Origin of the sequence: Neorhizobium huautlense (assembly GCF_030811685.1) — a bacterium.
In the GTDB taxonomy this organism is placed as follows: Bacteria; Pseudomonadota; Alphaproteobacteria; order Rhizobiales; family Rhizobiaceae; genus Neorhizobium; species Neorhizobium huautlense_A.
In genome coordinates this window covers 450,899-468,984 of sequence record NZ_JAUSRF010000001.1, presented here as the reverse complement: position 1 = coordinate 468,984, position 18,086 = coordinate 450,899, and the positions used below count along the sequence as shown (strand labels likewise).

Annotated in this window: 16 protein-coding genes; 8 read left to right on the top strand and 8 right to left on the bottom strand. The window is 59.3% G+C overall.

The window, feature by feature from the left end:
• Positions 1-49 precede the first annotated feature (49 nt).
• The gene (locus J2T09_RS02050) at positions 50-1,060 is read right to left on the bottom strand and encodes a ligase-associated DNA damage response exonuclease (RefSeq protein WP_306830514.1); all 1,011 of its coding nucleotides are present in this window, start codon (positions 1,058-1,060) and stop codon (positions 50-52) included.
• A gap of 42 nt (positions 1,061-1,102) precedes the next feature.
• Positions 1,103-2,602 (bottom strand): MDR family MFS transporter, encoded by a 1,500-nt coding sequence (locus J2T09_RS02045; RefSeq protein WP_306830512.1) that lies wholly within the window; start codon positions 2,600-2,602, stop codon positions 1,103-1,105.
• Between the two features lie 144 nt (positions 2,603-2,746).
• On the opposite strand from J2T09_RS02045, the gene J2T09_RS02040 reads away from it, so the two are divergent.
• On the top strand, positions 2,747-3,304 hold the full coding sequence (locus tag J2T09_RS02040) for a MarR family winged helix-turn-helix transcriptional regulator (protein ID WP_306830797.1): 558 nt from the start codon (positions 2,747-2,749) through the stop codon (positions 3,302-3,304).
• Here J2T09_RS02040 and J2T09_RS02035 read toward each other — a convergent pair.
• Complete coding sequence (locus J2T09_RS02035; protein ID WP_306830510.1) at positions 3,301-4,836, bottom strand: diguanylate cyclase domain-containing protein; 1,536 nt, start codon at positions 4,834-4,836, stop codon at positions 3,301-3,303. The genes J2T09_RS02040 and J2T09_RS02035 overlap by 4 nt on opposite strands.
• 194 nt (positions 4,837-5,030) lie before the next feature.
• On the opposite strand from J2T09_RS02035, the gene J2T09_RS02030 reads away from it, so the two are divergent.
• The 3 genes from J2T09_RS02030 to J2T09_RS02020 all read left to right on the top strand — a co-directional run bounded on the left by J2T09_RS02030 (position 5,031) and on the right by J2T09_RS02020 (position 8,024).
• Complete coding sequence (locus tag J2T09_RS02030) at positions 5,031-6,419, top strand: TIGR03808 family TAT-translocated repetitive protein (protein ID WP_306830508.1); 1,389 nt, start codon at positions 5,031-5,033, stop codon at positions 6,417-6,419.
• A gap of 112 nt (positions 6,420-6,531) precedes the next feature.
• Positions 6,532-7,191 carry a glutathione S-transferase family protein gene (locus J2T09_RS02025; protein ID WP_306830506.1) on the top strand — a complete coding sequence of 220 codons (660 nt, stop codon included), beginning with the start codon at positions 6,532-6,534 and terminating at the stop codon, positions 7,189-7,191.
• 119 nt (positions 7,192-7,310) lie between these two features.
• The gene (locus J2T09_RS02020) at positions 7,311-8,024 is read left to right on the top strand and encodes an alpha/beta fold hydrolase (RefSeq protein ID WP_306830504.1); all 714 of its coding nucleotides are present in this window, start codon (positions 7,311-7,313) and stop codon (positions 8,022-8,024) included.
• A gap of 61 nt (positions 8,025-8,085) precedes the next feature.
• Here J2T09_RS02020 and J2T09_RS02015 read toward each other — a convergent pair whose 3' ends face one another.
• The gene (locus J2T09_RS02015) at positions 8,086-9,093 is read right to left on the bottom strand and encodes an asparaginase (RefSeq protein WP_306830502.1); all 1,008 of its coding nucleotides are present in this window, start codon (positions 9,091-9,093) and stop codon (positions 8,086-8,088) included.
• 88 nt (positions 9,094-9,181) lie between these two features.
• Between J2T09_RS02015 and J2T09_RS02010 the strand changes: the two genes are divergently transcribed.
• Entirely contained in the window at positions 9,182-9,919 is a 738-nt protein-coding gene (locus tag J2T09_RS02010) for a DUF3750 domain-containing protein (protein ID WP_306830500.1), read from the top strand.
• Positions 9,920-9,993: 74 nt separating this feature from the next.
• Here the strand turns inward: J2T09_RS02010 and J2T09_RS02005 are convergent, their stop codons facing one another.
• From J2T09_RS02005 to J2T09_RS01990, 4 genes are all read right to left on the bottom strand, one after another.
• The gene (locus J2T09_RS02005) at positions 9,994-10,140 is read right to left on the bottom strand and encodes a DUF1127 domain-containing protein (RefSeq protein WP_153354377.1); all 147 of its coding nucleotides are present in this window, start codon (positions 10,138-10,140) and stop codon (positions 9,994-9,996) included.
• Positions 10,141-10,641: 501 nt separating this feature from the next.
• The gene (locus J2T09_RS02000) at positions 10,642-11,637 is read right to left on the bottom strand and encodes an NAD(P)H-quinone oxidoreductase (RefSeq protein WP_306830795.1); all 996 of its coding nucleotides are present in this window, start codon (positions 11,635-11,637) and stop codon (positions 10,642-10,644) included.
• A 77-nt stretch (positions 11,638-11,714) separates the two neighbouring features.
• Positions 11,715-13,556, bottom strand: coding sequence for a bifunctional diguanylate cyclase/phosphodiesterase (locus J2T09_RS01995; RefSeq protein ID WP_306830497.1), 1,842 nt, complete (start codon positions 13,554-13,556; stop codon positions 11,715-11,717).
• 485 nt (positions 13,557-14,041) lie between these two features.
• Positions 14,042-14,335, bottom strand: a complete 294-nt coding sequence (locus tag J2T09_RS01990; RefSeq protein ID WP_306830494.1) for a GIY-YIG nuclease family protein — start codon at positions 14,333-14,335, stop codon at positions 14,042-14,044.
• Between the two features lie 157 nt (positions 14,336-14,492).
• Here J2T09_RS01990 and betI point away from each other — a divergent pair, with 157 nt between their 5' ends.
• The 3 genes from betI to betB are packed head-to-tail and all read left to right on the top strand — an operon-like array spanning position 14,493 to position 18,080.
• Positions 14,493-15,095 (top strand): transcriptional regulator BetI, encoded by a 603-nt coding sequence (gene betI, locus J2T09_RS01985; protein ID WP_306830492.1) that lies wholly within the window; start codon positions 14,493-14,495, stop codon positions 15,093-15,095.
• Positions 15,092-16,615, top strand: a complete 1,524-nt coding sequence (gene betC, locus J2T09_RS01980) for a choline-sulfatase (protein WP_306830491.1) — start codon at positions 15,092-15,094, stop codon at positions 16,613-16,615. The genes betI and betC overlap by 4 nt, the downstream gene beginning before the upstream one ends.
• Before the next feature lies 1 nt (position 16,616).
• Positions 16,617-18,080 carry a betaine-aldehyde dehydrogenase gene (betB, locus tag J2T09_RS01975; RefSeq protein WP_306830489.1) on the top strand — a complete coding sequence of 488 codons (1,464 nt, stop codon included), beginning with the start codon at positions 16,617-16,619 and terminating at the stop codon, positions 18,078-18,080.
• The last annotated feature ends 6 nt before the right edge of the window (positions 18,081-18,086 follow it).

The window sequence follows — 18,086 nt, the reverse complement described above, 5'->3', positions numbered from 1 at the left end:
CCGGCAGGGCAGAGGGGGGTAAAGCCACGATCACCAACACCGCCCATCATCAATCCCCCTCGTCTTCATAACCGACCAGATGCAGCGGTTTTGCCGGAAGACCCTGCAGCTCGCACCAGCGCACCAGCGCCTCCTCGCGCCCATGCGTGACCCAGACTTCGGAGGGCGCAATCTCCTTGATGGTTTCCAGCAGTTCCGGCCAGTCGCAATGGTCGGAAATCACCAGCGGCAGCTCCACGCCGCCCTGTTTGGCGCGTTGCCGAACCATCATCCAGCCCGAGGCAAAGGAGATCAGCGGCTCGTTGAAACGCCGCGCCCAGCGATCCTGAAAGGCCGATGGCGGGCCAACGACGATGGCGCCCTTGAACAGATCCGGCGTGCTCTTGTCGATCGTTGCCGGACGCAGGTCACCCAGTTCGATCCCCTGCCCCGCGTAATAATCACAGAGCTTTGCCAGAGCACCGTGGATATAGATCGGCTTGTCCCAGCCGCAATCGCGGATCAGCCGGATCACCCGCTGCGCCTTGCCGAGCGAATAGGCCCCGACCAGATGCGTGCGATCCGGAAACTGCTCGATCGAGCGCAGCAGTTTGGCGATCTCGCCGCGTGGTTCGGGGTGGTGGAACACCGGCAGGCCAAAGGTCGCCTCGGTGATGAAAACGTCGCATTTCACCGGCTCGAATGGGGCGCAGGTCGCATCTACCCCGCGTTTGTAATCCCCGGACGCCACGATGCGCAGGCCATCCTTTTCAACGGCGATCTGGGCCGATCCCAGCACATGCCCGGCGGGAAAAAAGCTGACCGTGACACCACCGACATCCAGCACTTCCCCGAACTCGGCCCCCTGCTCGCTCTCGCAAAAATCCTCGCCGTAACGAATGCGCATGATGTCGAGCGTCTGGCGCGTCGCTAGCACATGGCGATGACCGGCGCGGGCGTGGTCGGAATGGCCGTGGGTGATCAATGCCCGCTCGACAGGACGCACAGGATCGATGTGAAAACCGCCGGCGGGGCAAAACAATCCGGCGGGCGTGGGATGAAGCAGGGCCTCGGGTTTCATCCAAACGAGATAGGGCGACCCCGAGGTTTTGATAAGGGTGGTTCAGCCGCGAAACGGCAGGCGGATATTCTTCATGGCAATGGCAGCGATGAGTCCCAAAGCGGCAATGCCGGATGCGGTGAGGAACATGTTGGTAAAGGCCCCCGCATAAATTTCGGCGACCGCGAGGCGCGAGGCCTCCGGCAGCGCCGCCATCAGTTTTGGCGTCAGCGAATGAATGTCGGAAACGCCGGGGATCGCCACCTGTGCGCCCCGAAGACCGGCCGCGATGATGGCGCCGTATATGGAAATGGCGATCGCCGCCCCGCCCATGCGCATCAGCGTCACCGTGCCGGTGGCCGTACCGATATCGCCTCTGGGCACCGAATTCTGGACGGCGATGACGGGAGCCTGCTGGCCGAAACCGACCGCCAGTCCCTGAAACAGCATGACCAGCAAGATGACATAAAGCGAGGTACCGGCATGCAGTTGCGAAAAGATGCCGAGCGAGACGCAGTTGAGCGAAAGACCGAGCACTAGGAACGGCTTGTAGCGTCCCGTCATGGCAATCAAGCGACCTGCAGAGATCGAGCCGATAACGAGACCCACGGTGACGGCGATAAAGAACGATCCGGCCACCGTCGGCGAAAGTCCCGTCGTCGTTTGCAAAAACAACGCGAAATAATTAACCATGCCGATCGCCACCGATCCGCTGGTGGCGGAAATGATCAGCGACAGCGTGAAGGTCGAATCCTTGAATAGCCGCAGCGGCACGATCGGTTCGGCCGCACGCTTTTCCACCGCGACCCAGAGGGCGATGCAGACCGCGCACAGAGCCACGACGATTGCGCTCTCAACGGAGATGATCGAGCCAAACAGTTCGCCGCTGTCGGCAAACAGCACGAAACACGAGATGGCGGCAGCCAGAAGCACGGCACCGAGGTAATCGATTTTCGGCTGACGTTCCGGCCGCTTGTAGGGAAGCAGAATAACGAGACCGGTCAGCACGACGATGCCGATCGGCAGGTTGATGAGAAAGATCGAACGCCAGCCGAACAGATCGCTCATCGTGCCGCCGAGCAGCGGCCCGACACTGCCCGAGGCCATGATCACCAGACTGGTATAGCTTTGATATTTGGCGCGTTCTCGCGGCTCAAACAGGTCGGCATTGACGGAAAAGATCGACACCAGAATGCCGCCGCCACCAAGCCCCTGAAACACACGGGCAGCGATCAGCGATTCCATCGACCATGCGAGACCGCAGATCAGTGAACCGATGGTGAAAAGCGTGATCGCCGCGATCATCACATATTTGCGACCGAACAGATCACCGAGCTTGCCATAGACCGGCATGACGGCGCTGCTGGCCAGAAGATAGGACGAGCCGATCCAGCCGAAACGCTCCAGCTGTCCGAACTCCCCAACGATGGTGGGCAGCGCGGTCGAGACGATCTGGTTATCCAGCGTCGCCATGAACATCGAAAACATCAGGAAGAAAAAGAGAAGCAGGCGGCGTTTGGGATCGGCCACCAGCGACTGAAACGCCGGCTGAGACATGTCCATGAGGGAACTTTCGCTAGAACTGGCAAATTTATGTGCTTTTAGCATATAATAGTCAACAGCACATTTTTGCGATCAGCATTTACATGTTCACCATCACATCAAGATTTGCTACAAGGCGTCATGACCAAGACCACACCGCCCGCCATGTCCCAACCGCAGCAGCCGACGGATCGACCCGAACACGGTGACTCGATCATCGATATCGGCCAGACGCTGACGCGCATGCGTTTCCTGATTGGGCGACGCATTGTCGGCCGCATCGCCATTGCCAATATCGCGCCGGGGTTGGAACTGACGGATCTCGACGTGCTCGACGTCAGCCGGCGCATTGCGCAGGCGGGTGGCGAGGTGACGGTGGGTGCCATTGCCGATGCCATGCGCATCGATCCGTCACGCGGCAGCCGTCTGGTGGCGGATCTGGTGACACGCGGAATTCTGAGGCGTGATGCTTCGCAAGAAGACGGCCGCCGCTCGCTGATCGCACCAACGGAGCTTGGCGAAACGCTGTTGCGCGAAATCCGCAGCGTCAAACACGGGTTGATTGAACAGATGACCGATGACTGGAGCGCTGAGGACCGACAGGATTTTGCGCGGCTGTTTGCGCGCTTTGTCGACGGCTTCGAGGATGTCTATCAGGCGACGGACAAGACCGGCGAGCCGGCGGGCCTGCCGCCCGCTTCTGACAAGATCATTGCCCGCTAAATCCCCGATCCATCCGCCAGCAGCGGATGGGACATGCGCAGACAATCCCGGCCATGCCCCTTGGCCTCGTACATGGCCCGGTCGGCGCTTGCCAGCAGGCTTTCCGGCGTGTTTCCATCCTGCGGAAAGAACGCGGCCCCCATGCTGCAGCCCGGCCGTATCAGGTTATTCTCCACAACGACAGGCGAGGACAATGCCGATCGCAGCTCCTGCAGGCGGCGAACGACGCCCGGCTCATCCTGAAAGCTGTTGGGGAAGACGATGGCAAACTCATCGCCGCCGAGGCGCACCAGGAGATCACTGGCGCGTATGCAGGTTTTCATGCGGGCGGCCAGCACTTTCAACACTTCGTCCCCCGCCGCATGGCCGAAACGATCGTTGATGTGCTTGAAATTGTCGAGATCGATATAGGCGACGGTCACCTTGTTTCCCGACCTTTTGGCTTCAAGCAGAACACGGTTGAACTGTGTCCAGAACAATGTCCGGTTCGGCAAGCCCGTCAGAGCATCGTGATGCGCCATGTGGCGAATACGCTCTTCGCTGCGTGCACGTTCGATGGCGATGCCGGCAATGTCCGTGGCCACCGCCATCAGTTCCAGCTCCAGTTCGGTCGGCTCGCGCACGCTGCGGGCATAAAGCGCAACGGTGCCGAGCACTTCGCCATCGGGCGCCATGATCGGATTGGACCAGCAGGCGCGAAAACCGAAAACCAGCGCCAGATCGGCAAACGAATGCCAGAGCGGATCGTTCTCGATATCGCTGACGATGACACGCGACCGCCGCCAGGCGGCGGTGCCGCAGGAGCCCATGCGCGGACCGATTTCGACACCGTCGATCAGTTTCACATAGGTGTCGGGCAGGCTCGGTGCAGACCCATGGCGCAACCGGTCCGAACCTTCCTCCATCAGCAACACCGATGCCGAAACATCGCTCAACTGCTGCTCGACCAGTTGCGTCAGCGCATCCAGAACTTTTGGAAGCGGCTGGCCACGCGCGATCATTTCCAGAAGCGTGGCATGACACCGCCGCAATTCTTCCTGCCGCTTGCGCTCGGTAATGTCGCGCGACAAGCCGAGAAGGCCGATCACCTCGCCTGCTTCATTGCGCAAAGGCGTCTTCGTCGTCAGCAGCCAGATCGGCTCGCGATCCAGCACTTCGATGAATTCTTCGCGCGCAACCACGCCGGTTCCGACCGACATGAGCTGCTGCTCGACCATAAAAATCTCTTCGGCCTTTTCCAGCCGGATATGGTCGAAAATCGTCGTGCCGAGCATACCGCCGGCAACATAATCCCCGCATGCCACAGCGGCAGCGGCGTTTACATAAACGTATCGGCTGCGACGGTCCTTGATATAGAAATATTCAGGAAAATCATCGAGAATGCTGGCAGCTTCCAGCGCTCGTTTCAGAAGCTCTCTTTGATCGTCACCCAGTTCACCGGAGGTGGAAATTCGGAGCAGTTGATAGCGGAGTTCATCCAGCGCATCGAGATGGTCCTCCGAGACGACCTCCCGCAACATGGCACTGCTCATCCATGCTTCTCCTTCTGACAATCATCGTCGGGGAGTCCCACCGCCCACATGAGGAATGATGGGCGACAATTCCTTATCCTTAATTAAGAAGATCGGAACATTTTGAAACTTTTGCGGGCTAACGAAATCGATATCCGCCTATCCGTGTATCGAATTGGCACGACAAATCACTCGCAGAAATATGGTGGGACCGTATGAACGCAAAGTTAGTCATGTCGCGCCGCATGGCACTCACGATGACCGTGACGAGCGCCGGTCTGTTGCTCGCCGAACGAATCACCATGGCCGCATCGCAGCCTGTCATCGGCACCACAAATCTGCGCGGCGGCATTGATGCGGGCTCGGCCGGCATGGTGCCCGGAGCACCGGACGAACAAGACAAAAGGCTTGCCGACATCATCACCGCAGCCGCGCGCGAAAACCAGCCGGTGTTTCTGCCACCCGGCACCTATCGTGTCTCTAATCTCGATCTGCCGGATGGTACGCGGCTTCATGGGGTGGGTGGCGCAACGAAACTTATTCATGACGGCAGCGGCCATTTTTTCCGCGCAGATGGGGCAAGACGCATCGAACTATCCAACCTCGTGCTCGACGGCGCGGGCCGTGCGCTTGGCGATGAGGCACCGGCAATGGTCCACATGCGCAATGTCGGCGAGGTAATCATCGACAATTGCGAAATCATCGGCTCCACCAAGACAGCCATTCAGCTGGAACGCTGTGGCGGCCGCATCGATCACTGCCGCATCACCAGTGCTGCCGATTACGCGGTGCTTGCCATCGAAAGCACCGGCCTTGCCATTACCGGCAACACGGTGGCCGATTGCGGCAATGGCGGCATCCTCGTGCATCGCTGGACCAAGGGGCCGGACGGCACGCTTGTCAGCGGCAACCGCATCACCGGCACGCGCGCCACCAATGGTGGCACGGGCCAATATGGCAACGCTATCAACATCTACCGTGCCGACAATGTGCAGGTGACGGGCAACCATATTTCCGCTTCCGCCTTTTCCGCCATTCGCTCCAATGCCGGATCGAACGTGCAGATCGCCAACAACCAGTGCCTCGCTTCCGGCGAAACGGCGATCTATTCCGAATTCGGTTTCGAAGGCGCGATCGTCAGTGGCAATCTGGTGGATGGCGCCGCCAACGGCATCTCCATCGTCAATTTCAACGAGGGCGGACGGCTGGCGACGGTCAGCGGCAACATCGTGCGCAACCTTTCGCTCACCGCGCCCTATGAACAGTCCGACACGTTTTTCGGGCTCGGGATCAGCGTCGAGGCGGACACTGTGGTGTCCGGCAATGTCATCGAAAACGCACCGCGTTTCGGCCTGCTTCTCGGCTGGGGGCCTTACCTGCGCAATGTCGTCGTGAACGGCAATGTGGTGCGACAGGCAAAGACAGGCTGTGCCGTTTCCGTGGCGGAAGGCGCCGGCAGCGCCGTCATCAGCAACAACCTGTTCGAACGCGTGCCGGGCGGTGGCGTGATCGGCCATCGCTGGCATGATGTTGCGAGCAGCGAACTGGCGCATGATGCGGCAGGATTTCCGCAACTGACGGTGATGGGCAACCGTGTGGTCTGAAATTGCTAGCGGCAAACCCATCGCAAGATTTCATGGGTCGCGCACGCCGATTGATCTTCCCCTTGAAGCATCCGCCCCATAGCTTGTGCACCATCAATCATGGAGGATTCGCATGCTGACGATCTATGGTGTCTACCGCTCGCGCGCCACGCGCCCGCTCTGGCTCCTTACCGAACTCAACCATCCTTTCCGTCTTTCCCCGGTTATTCAGGCCTATCGCATCAGTGAACCCTTGCAGCCGGAAGCGCCGCTCAACACGCTTTCCCCGGATTTTCTGGCCGTCAATCCGATGGGCTCGATCCCTTCCATGGATGACGACGGTTTCGTTCTGCATGAATCGCTGGCCATCAGCCTCTATATCGCCCGCAAATATGGCGGCGATCTCGGGCCGAAGGATATCGATGAGGAAGCGCTGATGGTGCAGTGGTCCCTTTTCACGGCCACCAGCGTGGAAACCCCGGCGCTCGATATTTCCAGCACGATTGCCCGAGGAGAACAGGAAAGCGAAGAGGGCAGGACGGTGATCGACGTTGCCGCCCGGCGGCTGAAGCGGCCGTTCGATGTGCTGGAACAGCACCTGTCCACCAACAGCCACATGGTCGGCGGTCGCTTTACCGTTGCAGATATCAACGTAGCGGAATGTGTTCGTTACGCGCAGGGCCATGCGCCGCTTCTGGACGAGCGCCCGGCGCTGAAGACGTGGCTGGAAACCTGCCAGAGCCGCCCGGCCTTCAAGACCATGTGGGAAGCCCGCAACAAGGAACCGGCATAACCGGACAAAGCGCCGCGCATTGATCGATGGGCGGCGCAAGACGCCAGAGTATGATGGGGCGATCCTTTTCACGATCGATATCCATTCCTGCTCAAATGAATGGGAGCAACCGGTCCGGAATGAACATCATCATGCTGTCTGGTCTGGACGGGACCGGGAAATTTTTCTCCGAGATCGAAGAGCTGCTCGAGACGGTCCATAGCCCTGTCGTGATCGAATACCCCACGGATTTGTATCGATATGAGGATCTCCGTTCATGGGTAGAGGACAGGTTGCCCGAAGGCGATTTCGTGATTGTCGCCGAGTCCTTTTCCGGGCCGCTCGCAGCCATGATTGCCTCTCGGAAACCTGCCGGGCTAAAGGGCGTGGTGTTTGTCGCGACCTTCGCCAGAACGCCGGTCACCTTACCTGCATGGATGACGGCTGCGGCCAGGGTTCTGCCGATCGGATCCCGCCCGCTTGCCTGGTTGGCTCAGCCACTTGTCATGGGCCAATGGGCATCCAGACGATTTACCGAGAAGTTCGGGGCCGTGATCAAACAGGTTCCGGCCGCCACGATTGCCGGACGCCTGCGCGAAATTCTGAAAGTCGATGTCAGAGAGAAGCTGAGCCATCTGGCAGTACCGATCATGTATCTGTGCGCATCCCATGATCGACTGGTACCGTCGAGGATGTCGCTGGATTTCATGATTGCACCGGATGTGGTGCAGACGATTGAAGGGCCGCATTTTCTATTGCAGGCAAATGCCCCGGAAGCGGCAAGGCGCATTTCCGAGTTTGCCGGCCATTGTTCCGCGCGCCACTTCAGTCAGCCGGACATCACCGACAGATAGGCGAAGGCGAAGCTCCATTGCGCGCCCTTGACTTGGGGCCCGACAAGACACTCGTTCTCGATCAGGCAAACAACGCGTCCGTCACCCTGATATCGCCGACATGGATGCCGTTCCAGTTTTTCATCGGCCGGTTGGCCATGCCGAGAAGCTGCTCGCGCAACGCATCGCCCTTGTCGAGGCAACGGGCGATCAGCGCAAACACCATGGCTTCGGCGGCACGCGTCGTGCCGTCCTCACATTTTGTGGCAATCGCCACGCCCTTCTCCGGCAGGGCGGCGACGAATACGCCCTCGGCACCGGTCTTGGCAAAGATACGGCCGGGGGCAAGCTCCATCAGTTTCGTGCAGGCGCGGTTGGTGCCGGCCACATAAAAGGGCTCGGCCATGCAGGCATCGAACAGCCGCTTGGAGGCTTTCGCACGCTCCGCACCGAGACCGTTGCCGGTCAGCATTTTTGCAAACCCGTGGGCAAGGCCCTTGAGCGGCGCGGCGTAGGTGGGGATAGAGCAGCCATCGGTGCCGCAGCTTTCGTGACCGAGCGCCGCACCTGTCAGGTTTTCCATGACGCCGCGAATTTCCGCCTGCAGCGGGTGATCGTAACCAACGTAGCCTTTTGGATCGATGCCCATCTGAACACAGGTGCAGATGAAACCGGAATGTTTGCCGGAGCAATTGTTATGCAGGGCCGTCGGCGCCTTCAGCGTGCGGGCCTGATGGATCAGCGTCTGCTGGTCGCTCGACCAGTGCGCGCCGCATTCCAGAACGGACAGATCATGGCCGGCCTTGGCGAGCATGCCGGCGGCGGTTTCCACATGGCCATCCTCGCCGGAATGCGAAGAGCAGGCGAGCGCCAGTTCGCGGTTCGTCAGGCCAAAGGCATCGGCAGCGCCACTTTCGATCAGCGGCAGCGCCTGCATGGCCTTGCAGGCCGAACGCGGAAATACCTCTGCCTCAATATTGCCAAGTGAAAAAACCACCTTGCCATCACCGTCGACGATGGCGGCGAGACCCCGGTGAACGCTTTCAACACGATTGCCGCGGGTGACTTCAACGGTAACGGGGTTTTGCATGGCTCTCTCGCTCATTTGCTGCTGTCATCCTCCCGGAGCGGGCGAACAGTTCCCATCCGCATACTCCCATTCATGACGAGGACACTAGGTGAAATATCTGAAGCGATTGTTGCTTTTGATTTTTGTCGTTTATCTGCTGCCGACCTTTGCTGCGGCAGGTCTGTGGGCCATGAAGGACCGGCCGGGTCGCTGGAGCGAGGCCAATTGGGGATCTGCCCATATCCTGCCGGAGCCGCAAAGCAGCGATGAGGCGGCCGTCTATATCTTTTCGGCCGCCACCGGCGGGCTGAAAGGGGCCGTGGCCAGCCACGCCTGGATCGTGACCAAGGAAAAGGGCGCTAGCAGTTACGTGCGTTACGACAAGGTCGGCTGGGGTAGCCCGATCCGCCGCAATCACCGGCCGCCGGACGCCTACTGGTATTCCAATCCGCCGCAACTGGTGGCACAGGCGAAGGGTGCGGAAGCCGAGTTGCTGATCCCGAAAATCGAGGGCGCCATCGCCGCCTACCCTTATTCCGAACCGGGCGGCTATACGATCTGGCCGGGGCCGAATTCCAATACGTTCGTGGCTTATGTCTTGCGAAACGTGCCGGAACTGGGTGCGGTACTGCCGCCGCACGCGGTGGGGCGTGATTACCTGCCGGATGGTGATTTCTGGCATGTCGATGCCGATGGCCGCGACCTGCATGTCACGCTGCGGGGTATTCTCGGTTTTTCGGCGGGCATGCGCAGCGGTTTGGAGTTGCATTTCTTAGGCCTTGTGGCCGGGCTCGATTTTGCCAACCCGGGCATCAAGGTGCCGGCGATCGGAAGAATCGGCATTTAGGCCCATAAGCCATGCACAAAACGCAAAACGCCCGCGGTGGAGCGGGCGTTGAACGATCTTGGGAGTATTTCGGCTCAGAGGCCGTTTGCCGTGCGCGCGAAGCGACGGATATTGTGACGCTCGATGCCGAGGTCTTCCAGCTCGCGCGGGGACATACGGTCGAGTTCCGTGACGGTCTGACGGAATTTGCGCCAGTTGTTGAGTGTGCGTACGACGTTCATGATGATCCCCTTTCCTTGGGTTTTCGAAGCCTAGCTGCCGGTCATTGGCGCTCTCTTGTCTTCGATGACCCTTATATACGCCTCAAAAGGATGCACCAAAAGCGCGCAATCGGCACTCCAGCCATGCATATTTGCATCGATTGAATTGCGAAGGATCAATGAGAGGGCAAAAATGCAAAAAGGGCCGCTTTCGCGACCCTCCATGAGCTTTGGTCCTGTAACGAACCCGGAGCGCATCACTGCGGTCCGATAGGAAGATGTGGTTCAGGCCGAGGGCTGCCCCGTCGAGACCGCCACCTTTCCATTGCCCGTAACACAGACCGAAATCTCATTAGACATTGGATCACCTTCCTTTCATTACGTTGACGATGATTAAAAGGTAGGTGGCCCGGTCTGCCGTTGCAAGGCAAGTTATGTAACGAAGTGCGAATATATGTGCATTGCAAAATGAGCCGGCTCAACTTAGCATGCGCAAGCCTGAGCAGATTGCTCGTTTTCCTTTCAAAGCTTCAGCACGATCTTGCCGATATGGCTGCTGGTTTCCATCAGCCTATGCGCTTCGCTCACTTGTTCGAATGGCAGGACGGAATGGATGACCGGGGCAACCGTACCGGCCTCCAGCAGCGGCCAGACCTGGCTTTTGAGATCATCACGAATGGCGCGTTTTTCCTCGGCCGTGCGCGGGCGCATGGTCGAGCCGGTGACCGTCAGGCGCTTGACCATGATCGGGGTGAGATTGACCTTTTCCGCAACATTGCCGCCGAGGAAGGCGATGATCGACAGGCAGCCGTCCTTGGCCAGCACCGAGAGGTTCTTTTCCAGATAATCGGCACCGATCATGTCGAGCACGGCATCGACGCCGGCACTACCGGTCTCTGCCTTGACGACTTCGGCAAAGTCCTCGGTCTTGTAATTGATCGCCCGTTTTGCACCGAGCTTTTCGCAGGCTGCGCGTTTTTCCTCCGAACCGACCGTGGTGTAAACGGTTGCGCCAAAAGCTTTGGCAAGCTGGATGGCGGTGGTGCCGATACCACTGGAGCCGCCATGGATCAGCACGCTTTCGCCTTCGGTAAGCCCTGCCATCTGGAAAAGATTGGCCCAGACGGTGAAGAAGGTTTCGCAAAGCGCCGCGGCCTTCACCGCATCATACCCCTTGGGCCACGGCAGGGCCTGACCGGCGGGGACTGCGCAATATTGCGCATAAGCGCCGCCGTTTGCCAGCGCACAAACCTTGTCGCCAACCTTGAATTCGGCAACGCCCTCACCGACGGCGACAACTTCGCCTGCAATTTCCAGACCGAGGATCGGGCTGGCATCCTTCGGCGGTGGATAGGCGCCCTTGCGCTGCTGCACATCGGGTCGATTGATACCAGCCGCCTCGACTTTCACGAGGATTTCTCCGGCGCGGGCGACCGGCAACGGACCGGTCGCAAAGCTCATGACCTCAGGCCCGCCAAAGGAAGGCAGGTCGATATAGCGCATCTGGTTCGGCAGCATCGTCAAAACTCTCTCCCATCGAATTCGTGGCTGTCGTCATCGAATTAGAGCAGCTGCTGAAATATGGGAAGGCGGCGTTACGTCGCTCCCCCGCGCAGGTTGGACAGCAGATCGGGCTCGCCGCCGCCGAACATGCGAAACACCAGCCCGCTCTCGCTTTCCTTGGACGATGCCTTGATGGCGGCGATCTCGGCACTGACGCGGCCGACATCATCGAGAAGAAGGCCTTCCGGCAGCTCGATGACACCGATGGAGCAGCGCAGCAGAGGAAAATAGCGCTCCACGCCGGAGCGGTCATGCCCCTTGATACGGCCTTCGGCGCGTTCCTGCGGCGAATAGAACTGCACGACATCATCATGGAAATCGCTGAGCAGTCGGCCGAGAATTTCGCTGATTTCTTCCAGCGACCAGCCGCTGACGCCAATGAAAAAGTCATCGCCGCCGACATGGCCGAGGAAATCGCCCTCGGAGAAGAAGTAGCGCTTCATCAGCGCCGCAAACAGCGAGATAGCGTGGTCACCGATCTGGAAACCGTAATGGTCGTTGAACGGCTTGAAATTGTCGAAGTCGCAATAACAGAAAAAGCGGGTCTGCTCGTCATCGCGACCCGCCCCTTGCATGAAATCGCGGATGGCGAGATTGCCCGGCAGGCCGGTGAGTGGGTTCTGGTCCTGCGCGCTCTTCAGGCGTTTTTCATTGATGATCTTGATCAGCGAGGCCGCCGAAACGACACCGGCATAACGCATGTTTTCGGTGAGGATGACGCAATCGCTGCCATCCATATTGGCAAAGATCGACATCAGCCGCTCGGCATTGGCATCGAGGCCGACGGTCGGCGCATGATCGACGAAATGCGAGATCGTGCGCTCATAGACCTTGTTTTTCAGAAGGTCGCGCCCGAACGGCTGATAGATGAATTCCTTCAGATGGTATTCGTGGATGATGCCGCGCGGTTCGCCATTGGCGTTCAGGACCGGGAAAAACGGCTGGCGCGGATTGCGACGAAACAGTTCGAACACGCTGTCGATCGACTCGTGTTCGTAAACGGTCGGCAGACGCTCGATCTGCTTGCGGATCAGGATTTCGTCGAGTGACTGATTGGCGCGGCGGGTGCGGCCGAGTTCCGCCAGATGCGCGAAGGACGGCTGCAGCTCGTTGATGAAAGTGGTGGGCTTGGCAACGAACCAGCCCTGGATGAGATCGACGCCGAGTTCGCGGCAGGCCAGGAATTCCGCTTCCGTCTCCACACCTTCGGCGATGACCCGCACGCCGAGCACATGGGCGATGTTGACGATGTTCTTGACCAGATGGCGCTTGCGCGAGCTCTTGTCGAAACCGGCGATGAAATGGCGGTCTATCTTCAGGTAATCGACCTGATAATCGCTCAGGAGCTTCATTTCGCTGTGGCCGACACCGAAATCGTCGATGGCGATCTTGAAGCCGACCTTGCGCATGGTGGTCATCAGCGCTGCAAATTCCGGCACGCTGGTATTGTCGAAACGTTCGGACAATTCGAAGCAGACGGAGGACGGCGGCACATGCGCATTGCGCAGATGCTGGATCAGCCTTTCGACAAATTCCTCGCCTTGGCAGATCAGGCGGACATCGAGATTGAGGAACAGCGTGGCATCGGAAAAATCCGGTAGCGTGGCGAATTTGGCAAGCGCGCGGCTGGCCATCATTTGTTCGAGCGGCAGAAGCTGGCCGGTTTCGGCGGCCTGATCGAGCAATTGCAGCGGCGTTTCGAAACCGAGACGGTCGCAGCCGCGCATCAGGGATTCGTAACCGAAAACCGTGCCGGTACCGACTTCGACAATGGGCTGGAAGGCGTTTTCAAGAACGAGTTTGCCCAGCGTGACCAGTTGGTCATTGGCATAACGTCGGAACATGTCCGGCTCGAGTGACGGCGCTGCCGACATCGGCAATCTCCACTGCAGTATCACAAAAATTCTGGCCGGACGCTCGCAGCAAATGGTCAAAAATGACTTAGCCTTACATGAAGGTTTGATGAAGCTTTTATGACGGAAAAGGTCCTTTTTAATCAAAGGGTAGCTGGCATTTTTCTAAACAAGCATTTTGGAGATACGGATTGGCGTCCACGCGCGACACCCCGCCTGAGCGCGAACGTCTCGCGTATCACCCCGGTAGCGGAAGCAGGTGAAGTATCGTGTGGGCTGGAAATGCATAGATGGATGGTGGCGATGCGATCTCTTGTCTGCGTCATCCCGGCCTTGAGCCGGGATCCAGCCACCGCGCGTCCGCGCGGTGAGAGAACTCTTCCTTCGGCTGTGACCGTCAGCGAGTCTTGCGCGCCGCAGACGCGGCGGTGCTGGATTCCTGTGACAAGCACAGGAATGACGGAAGAAAGGAAACACCAAGACGTGAAATAGGCGCTGCGATCTGATCATAGGCCATGCAGATAATGCGCAATATCCTGCCAATCCGGGTTCATTTCCTCGATCAGATTGAGCTTCCACGCTCGCGGCCATTTCTTGATGGTCTTTTCCCGACGAATGGCATCAACGATCAGGTCATGTTCTTCGAACCACACAAGTGTCTTTACACCATACCGGCTGGTGAAACCCGGCGTCAGTTCGTTCTGATGATCATATAGGCGCCCCGAAAGGTCGCTGGTCATGCCAGTATACAGCGTGCCGTTACGCTTCGATGCCAGAATGTAGACATAGCCTTTGCGCATGCGGTCATAATGACATAGGCGTCAATACACGCAAAGACTGTTTTGGAGTGAATTACCCGTTCCTCCACCCCACACCAAACACAACAAAAAATGTCGCCGCTGGATATTGATTGATCACTCAATCAAAAATAAGCTCTCCGCAAAACAGGGGAGCCATATGCCACGCATCGGGATGGAACCGTTACGCCGAAAGGCGCTGGTGGATGCCGCGTTGCGCACGATCGGCAGCCATGGTTCACTGGATGTGACCATGTCCGAAATCGCCCGCGAGGCCGGCGTTTCGGCGGCTCTCGCCCATCATTATTTCGGCAGCAAACAGCAGCTGGTGATCGCCACCATCCAGAGCCTGCTGGCGCGGCTGCGCGCCAATCTGGTGACAGCACTTCAGGGCGCGAACAGTGCGCGAAAAAGATTGTCGGCGGTGATCCGCGTGTCGTTTCATGCCGATCAGTTCGATACCGAGACGGTGGCGGCATGGCTGGCCTTTTATGTGGAGGCGCAACGCTCCGAGGAGGTGCGGCGCCTGTTGATCATCTATACGCGGCGGCTGCGCTCCAACCTGATACATGCGCTGACACAGCTGTGCCCACCCGATGATGCGGCCAGAATTGCCGAAGGCGTGGCGGCGATGATCGATGGCCTGTATATCCGCCAGAGCCTGAACGCCTCGCCGCTTGGCGCAGAAGCACCGATCCGGCTGACCGAAGATTATCTCGACATGCAGCTCAAGCCCTTTCTGAAGGACACCGAAACGCCGTGAGCCAGACCCGCCCGAACATTCTCATCATCATGGTCGACCAGCTGAACGGGACGTTTTTCCCGGATGGCCCGGCGGATTTTCTGCATGCACCGCACATGAAGGCGCTGGCCGCCCGTTCGGCACGGTTCAAGAACAACTATACGTCCTCGCCGCTCTGCGCGCCGGCCCGCGCCTCGTTCATGGCCGGACAGCTGCCGAGCCGCACGCGGGTTTACGACAACGCCGCCGAATATGTCTCGTCCATCCCGACCTATGCGCACCATCTGCGGCGCGCCGGCTATTACACGGCACTTTCCGGAAAAATGCATTTCGTCGGGCCGGACCAGATGCACGGGTTCGAGGAACGTCTGACCACCGACATCTACCCCGCCGATTTCGGCTGGACGCCGGACTACCGCAAGCCGGGCGAGCGCATCGACTGGTGGTATCACAATATGGGTTCGGTGACCGGCGCGGGCGTGGCCGAGATCACCAATCAGATGGAATATGATGACGAGGTCGCCTTTCTCGCCAACCAGAAGATCTACCACCTTTCCCGCGAACGCGACGATGCCGACCGTCGCCCCTGGGCGCTTACGGTTTCGTTCACCCATCCGCACGACCCCTATGTGGCGCGCAAAAAATTCTGGGATCTGTATGAGGACTGCCCGCACCTGATGCCGGAGGTCGGCATGCTCCCGGAACACGACCCGCATTCTGCGCGCATCCTCAAATCCTGCGACTATGCGAGCTTCGATATCACCGAGGAAAACATCCGTCGCTCGCGTCAAAGCTATTTCGCCAATATTTCCTATCTCGACGAGAAGGTGGGGGAGCTGATCGACACGCTGACGCGCACCCGCCAGCTGGACGATACGCTGATCCTGTTCTGCTCCGACCACGGCGACATGCTGGGCGAGCGCGGCCTGTGGTTCAAGATGAACTTCTTTGAAGGGTCTGCCCGCGTGCCGCTGATGATTGCCGGGCCCGGCGTAACGCCCGGCCTCCATACCGTGCCGGTCTCCAACCTCGACGTGACGCCGACGTTGTGCGACCTTGCCGGCATTTCCATGGACGAGATCGAGCCGTGGACGGATGGCGAAAGCCTGAAACCGGTGATCGATGGTGGTGTTCGTACAACGCCAGTGTTGATGGAATATGCCGCCGAAGCCTCCTATGCGCCGCTCGTGGCCATTCGCGAAGGCCAGTGGAAATACATTCACTGCACGCTCGACCCGGACCAGCTTTTCGATCTCGACAGTGACCCGCAGGAACTCAATAACCTCGCGGGAAACCCGGATTTTGCGGAGGTGGTGGTGAAATTCCGCAAAAAGCGCGAGGCGCGCTGGGACATGGGCGCCTTCGACGCCGCCGTGCGCGAAAGCCAGGCGCGTCGCTGGGTGGTTTACGAGGCGCTGCGCAACGGTGCCTATTATCCCTGGGATCACCAGCCGCTGCAAAAGGCATCCGAGCGCTATATGCGCAACCACATGAACCTCGACAATCTCGAAGAATCCAAGCGTTACCCGCGGGGAGAATGATATGCGCGCACAACCGACAGCAAGCCACTTTATCGATGGCGAATACGTGGAAGACACCGAAGGCACCGCCTTCGACAGCCTTTACCCGGCAACCGGCGAGGTGATTGCCCGCCTGCATGCCGCAACACCTGCCATCGTGGAAAAGGCGATTGCCGCCGCCAAACGTGCCCAGCCGGAATGGGCAGCAATGAGCCCGACCGCACGTGGCCGCATCCTGCGCCGCGCAGCCGACATTATGCGCGAGCGCAACCGCGCGCTTTCGGAACTCGAGACGCTGGATACCGGCAAGCCGATTCAGGAAACCATCGTCGCCGACCCGACCTCGGGTGCCGACAGTTTTGAATTTTTCGGCGGCGTGATCCCAGCCGGGCTGAATGGCGACTATATCCCGCTGGGTGGCGATTTTGCCTATACCAAACGCGTGCCGCTCGGCGTCTGCGTCGGTATCGGCGCCTGGAACTATCCGCAACAGATCGCCTGCTGGAAGGCGGCCCCGGCACTGGCCGCCGGCAATGCCATGGTGTTCAAGCCTTCGGAAAATACCCCGTTGGGCGCCTTGAAGATTGCCGAGATCCTGATCGAGGCCGGCCTTCCCAAAGGCCTGTTCAACGTCATTCAGGGCGACCGTTCGACCGGCCCTCTGCTGGTCAATCATCCCGACGTCGCAAAGGTTTCGCTGACCGGATCGGTGCCGACAGGCCGCAAGGTGGCGGCAGCGGCGGCCGGCAACCTCAAACATGTGACAATGGAGCTTGGCGGGAAATCGCCACTGATCGTGTTCGACGATGCCGATCTCGACAGCGCCGTTGGCGGCGCCATGCTCGGCAATTTCTATTCGACGGGACAGGTGTGCTCCAACGGTACGCGCGTGTTCGTTCAGAAGGCGATCAAGCAGGAATTTCTGAGCAAACTGAAGGCACGCACGGAAAACATCGTCATCGGCGAACCGCTGGATGAGGCCACCCAGATGGGCCCGATGGTCTCCTTCGAGCAGCGCCAAAAGGTGCTGTCCTATATCGACAAGGGCAAGGCGGAGGGCGCGACGCTCATCACCGGCGGCGGCTTGCCGAACCATGTCACCGGCGAGGGCTATTACATCCAGCCGACCGTGTTTGCCGATGTGACAGACGACATGACGATTGCCCGCGAGGAAATTTTTGGGCCGGTCATGTGCGTGCTCGATTTCGACGACGAGGCCGAGGTGATTGCCCGCGCCAACACGACGGAATTCGGTCTGGCGGCCGGTGTGTTCACCGCCGACCTGACGCGTGGCCACCGGGTGGTGGATCAACTGGATGCCGGGACCTTGTGGATCAACACCTACAATCTCTGCCCGGTGGAAATTCCCTTTGGTGGATCAAAGCAGTCCGGTTTTGGACGCGAAAACTCGCTTGCCGCGCTGGAGCATTATTCCGAGTTGAAGACGGTTTATGTTGGCATGGGCAAGGTCGAGGCGCCGTATTGAGGATGG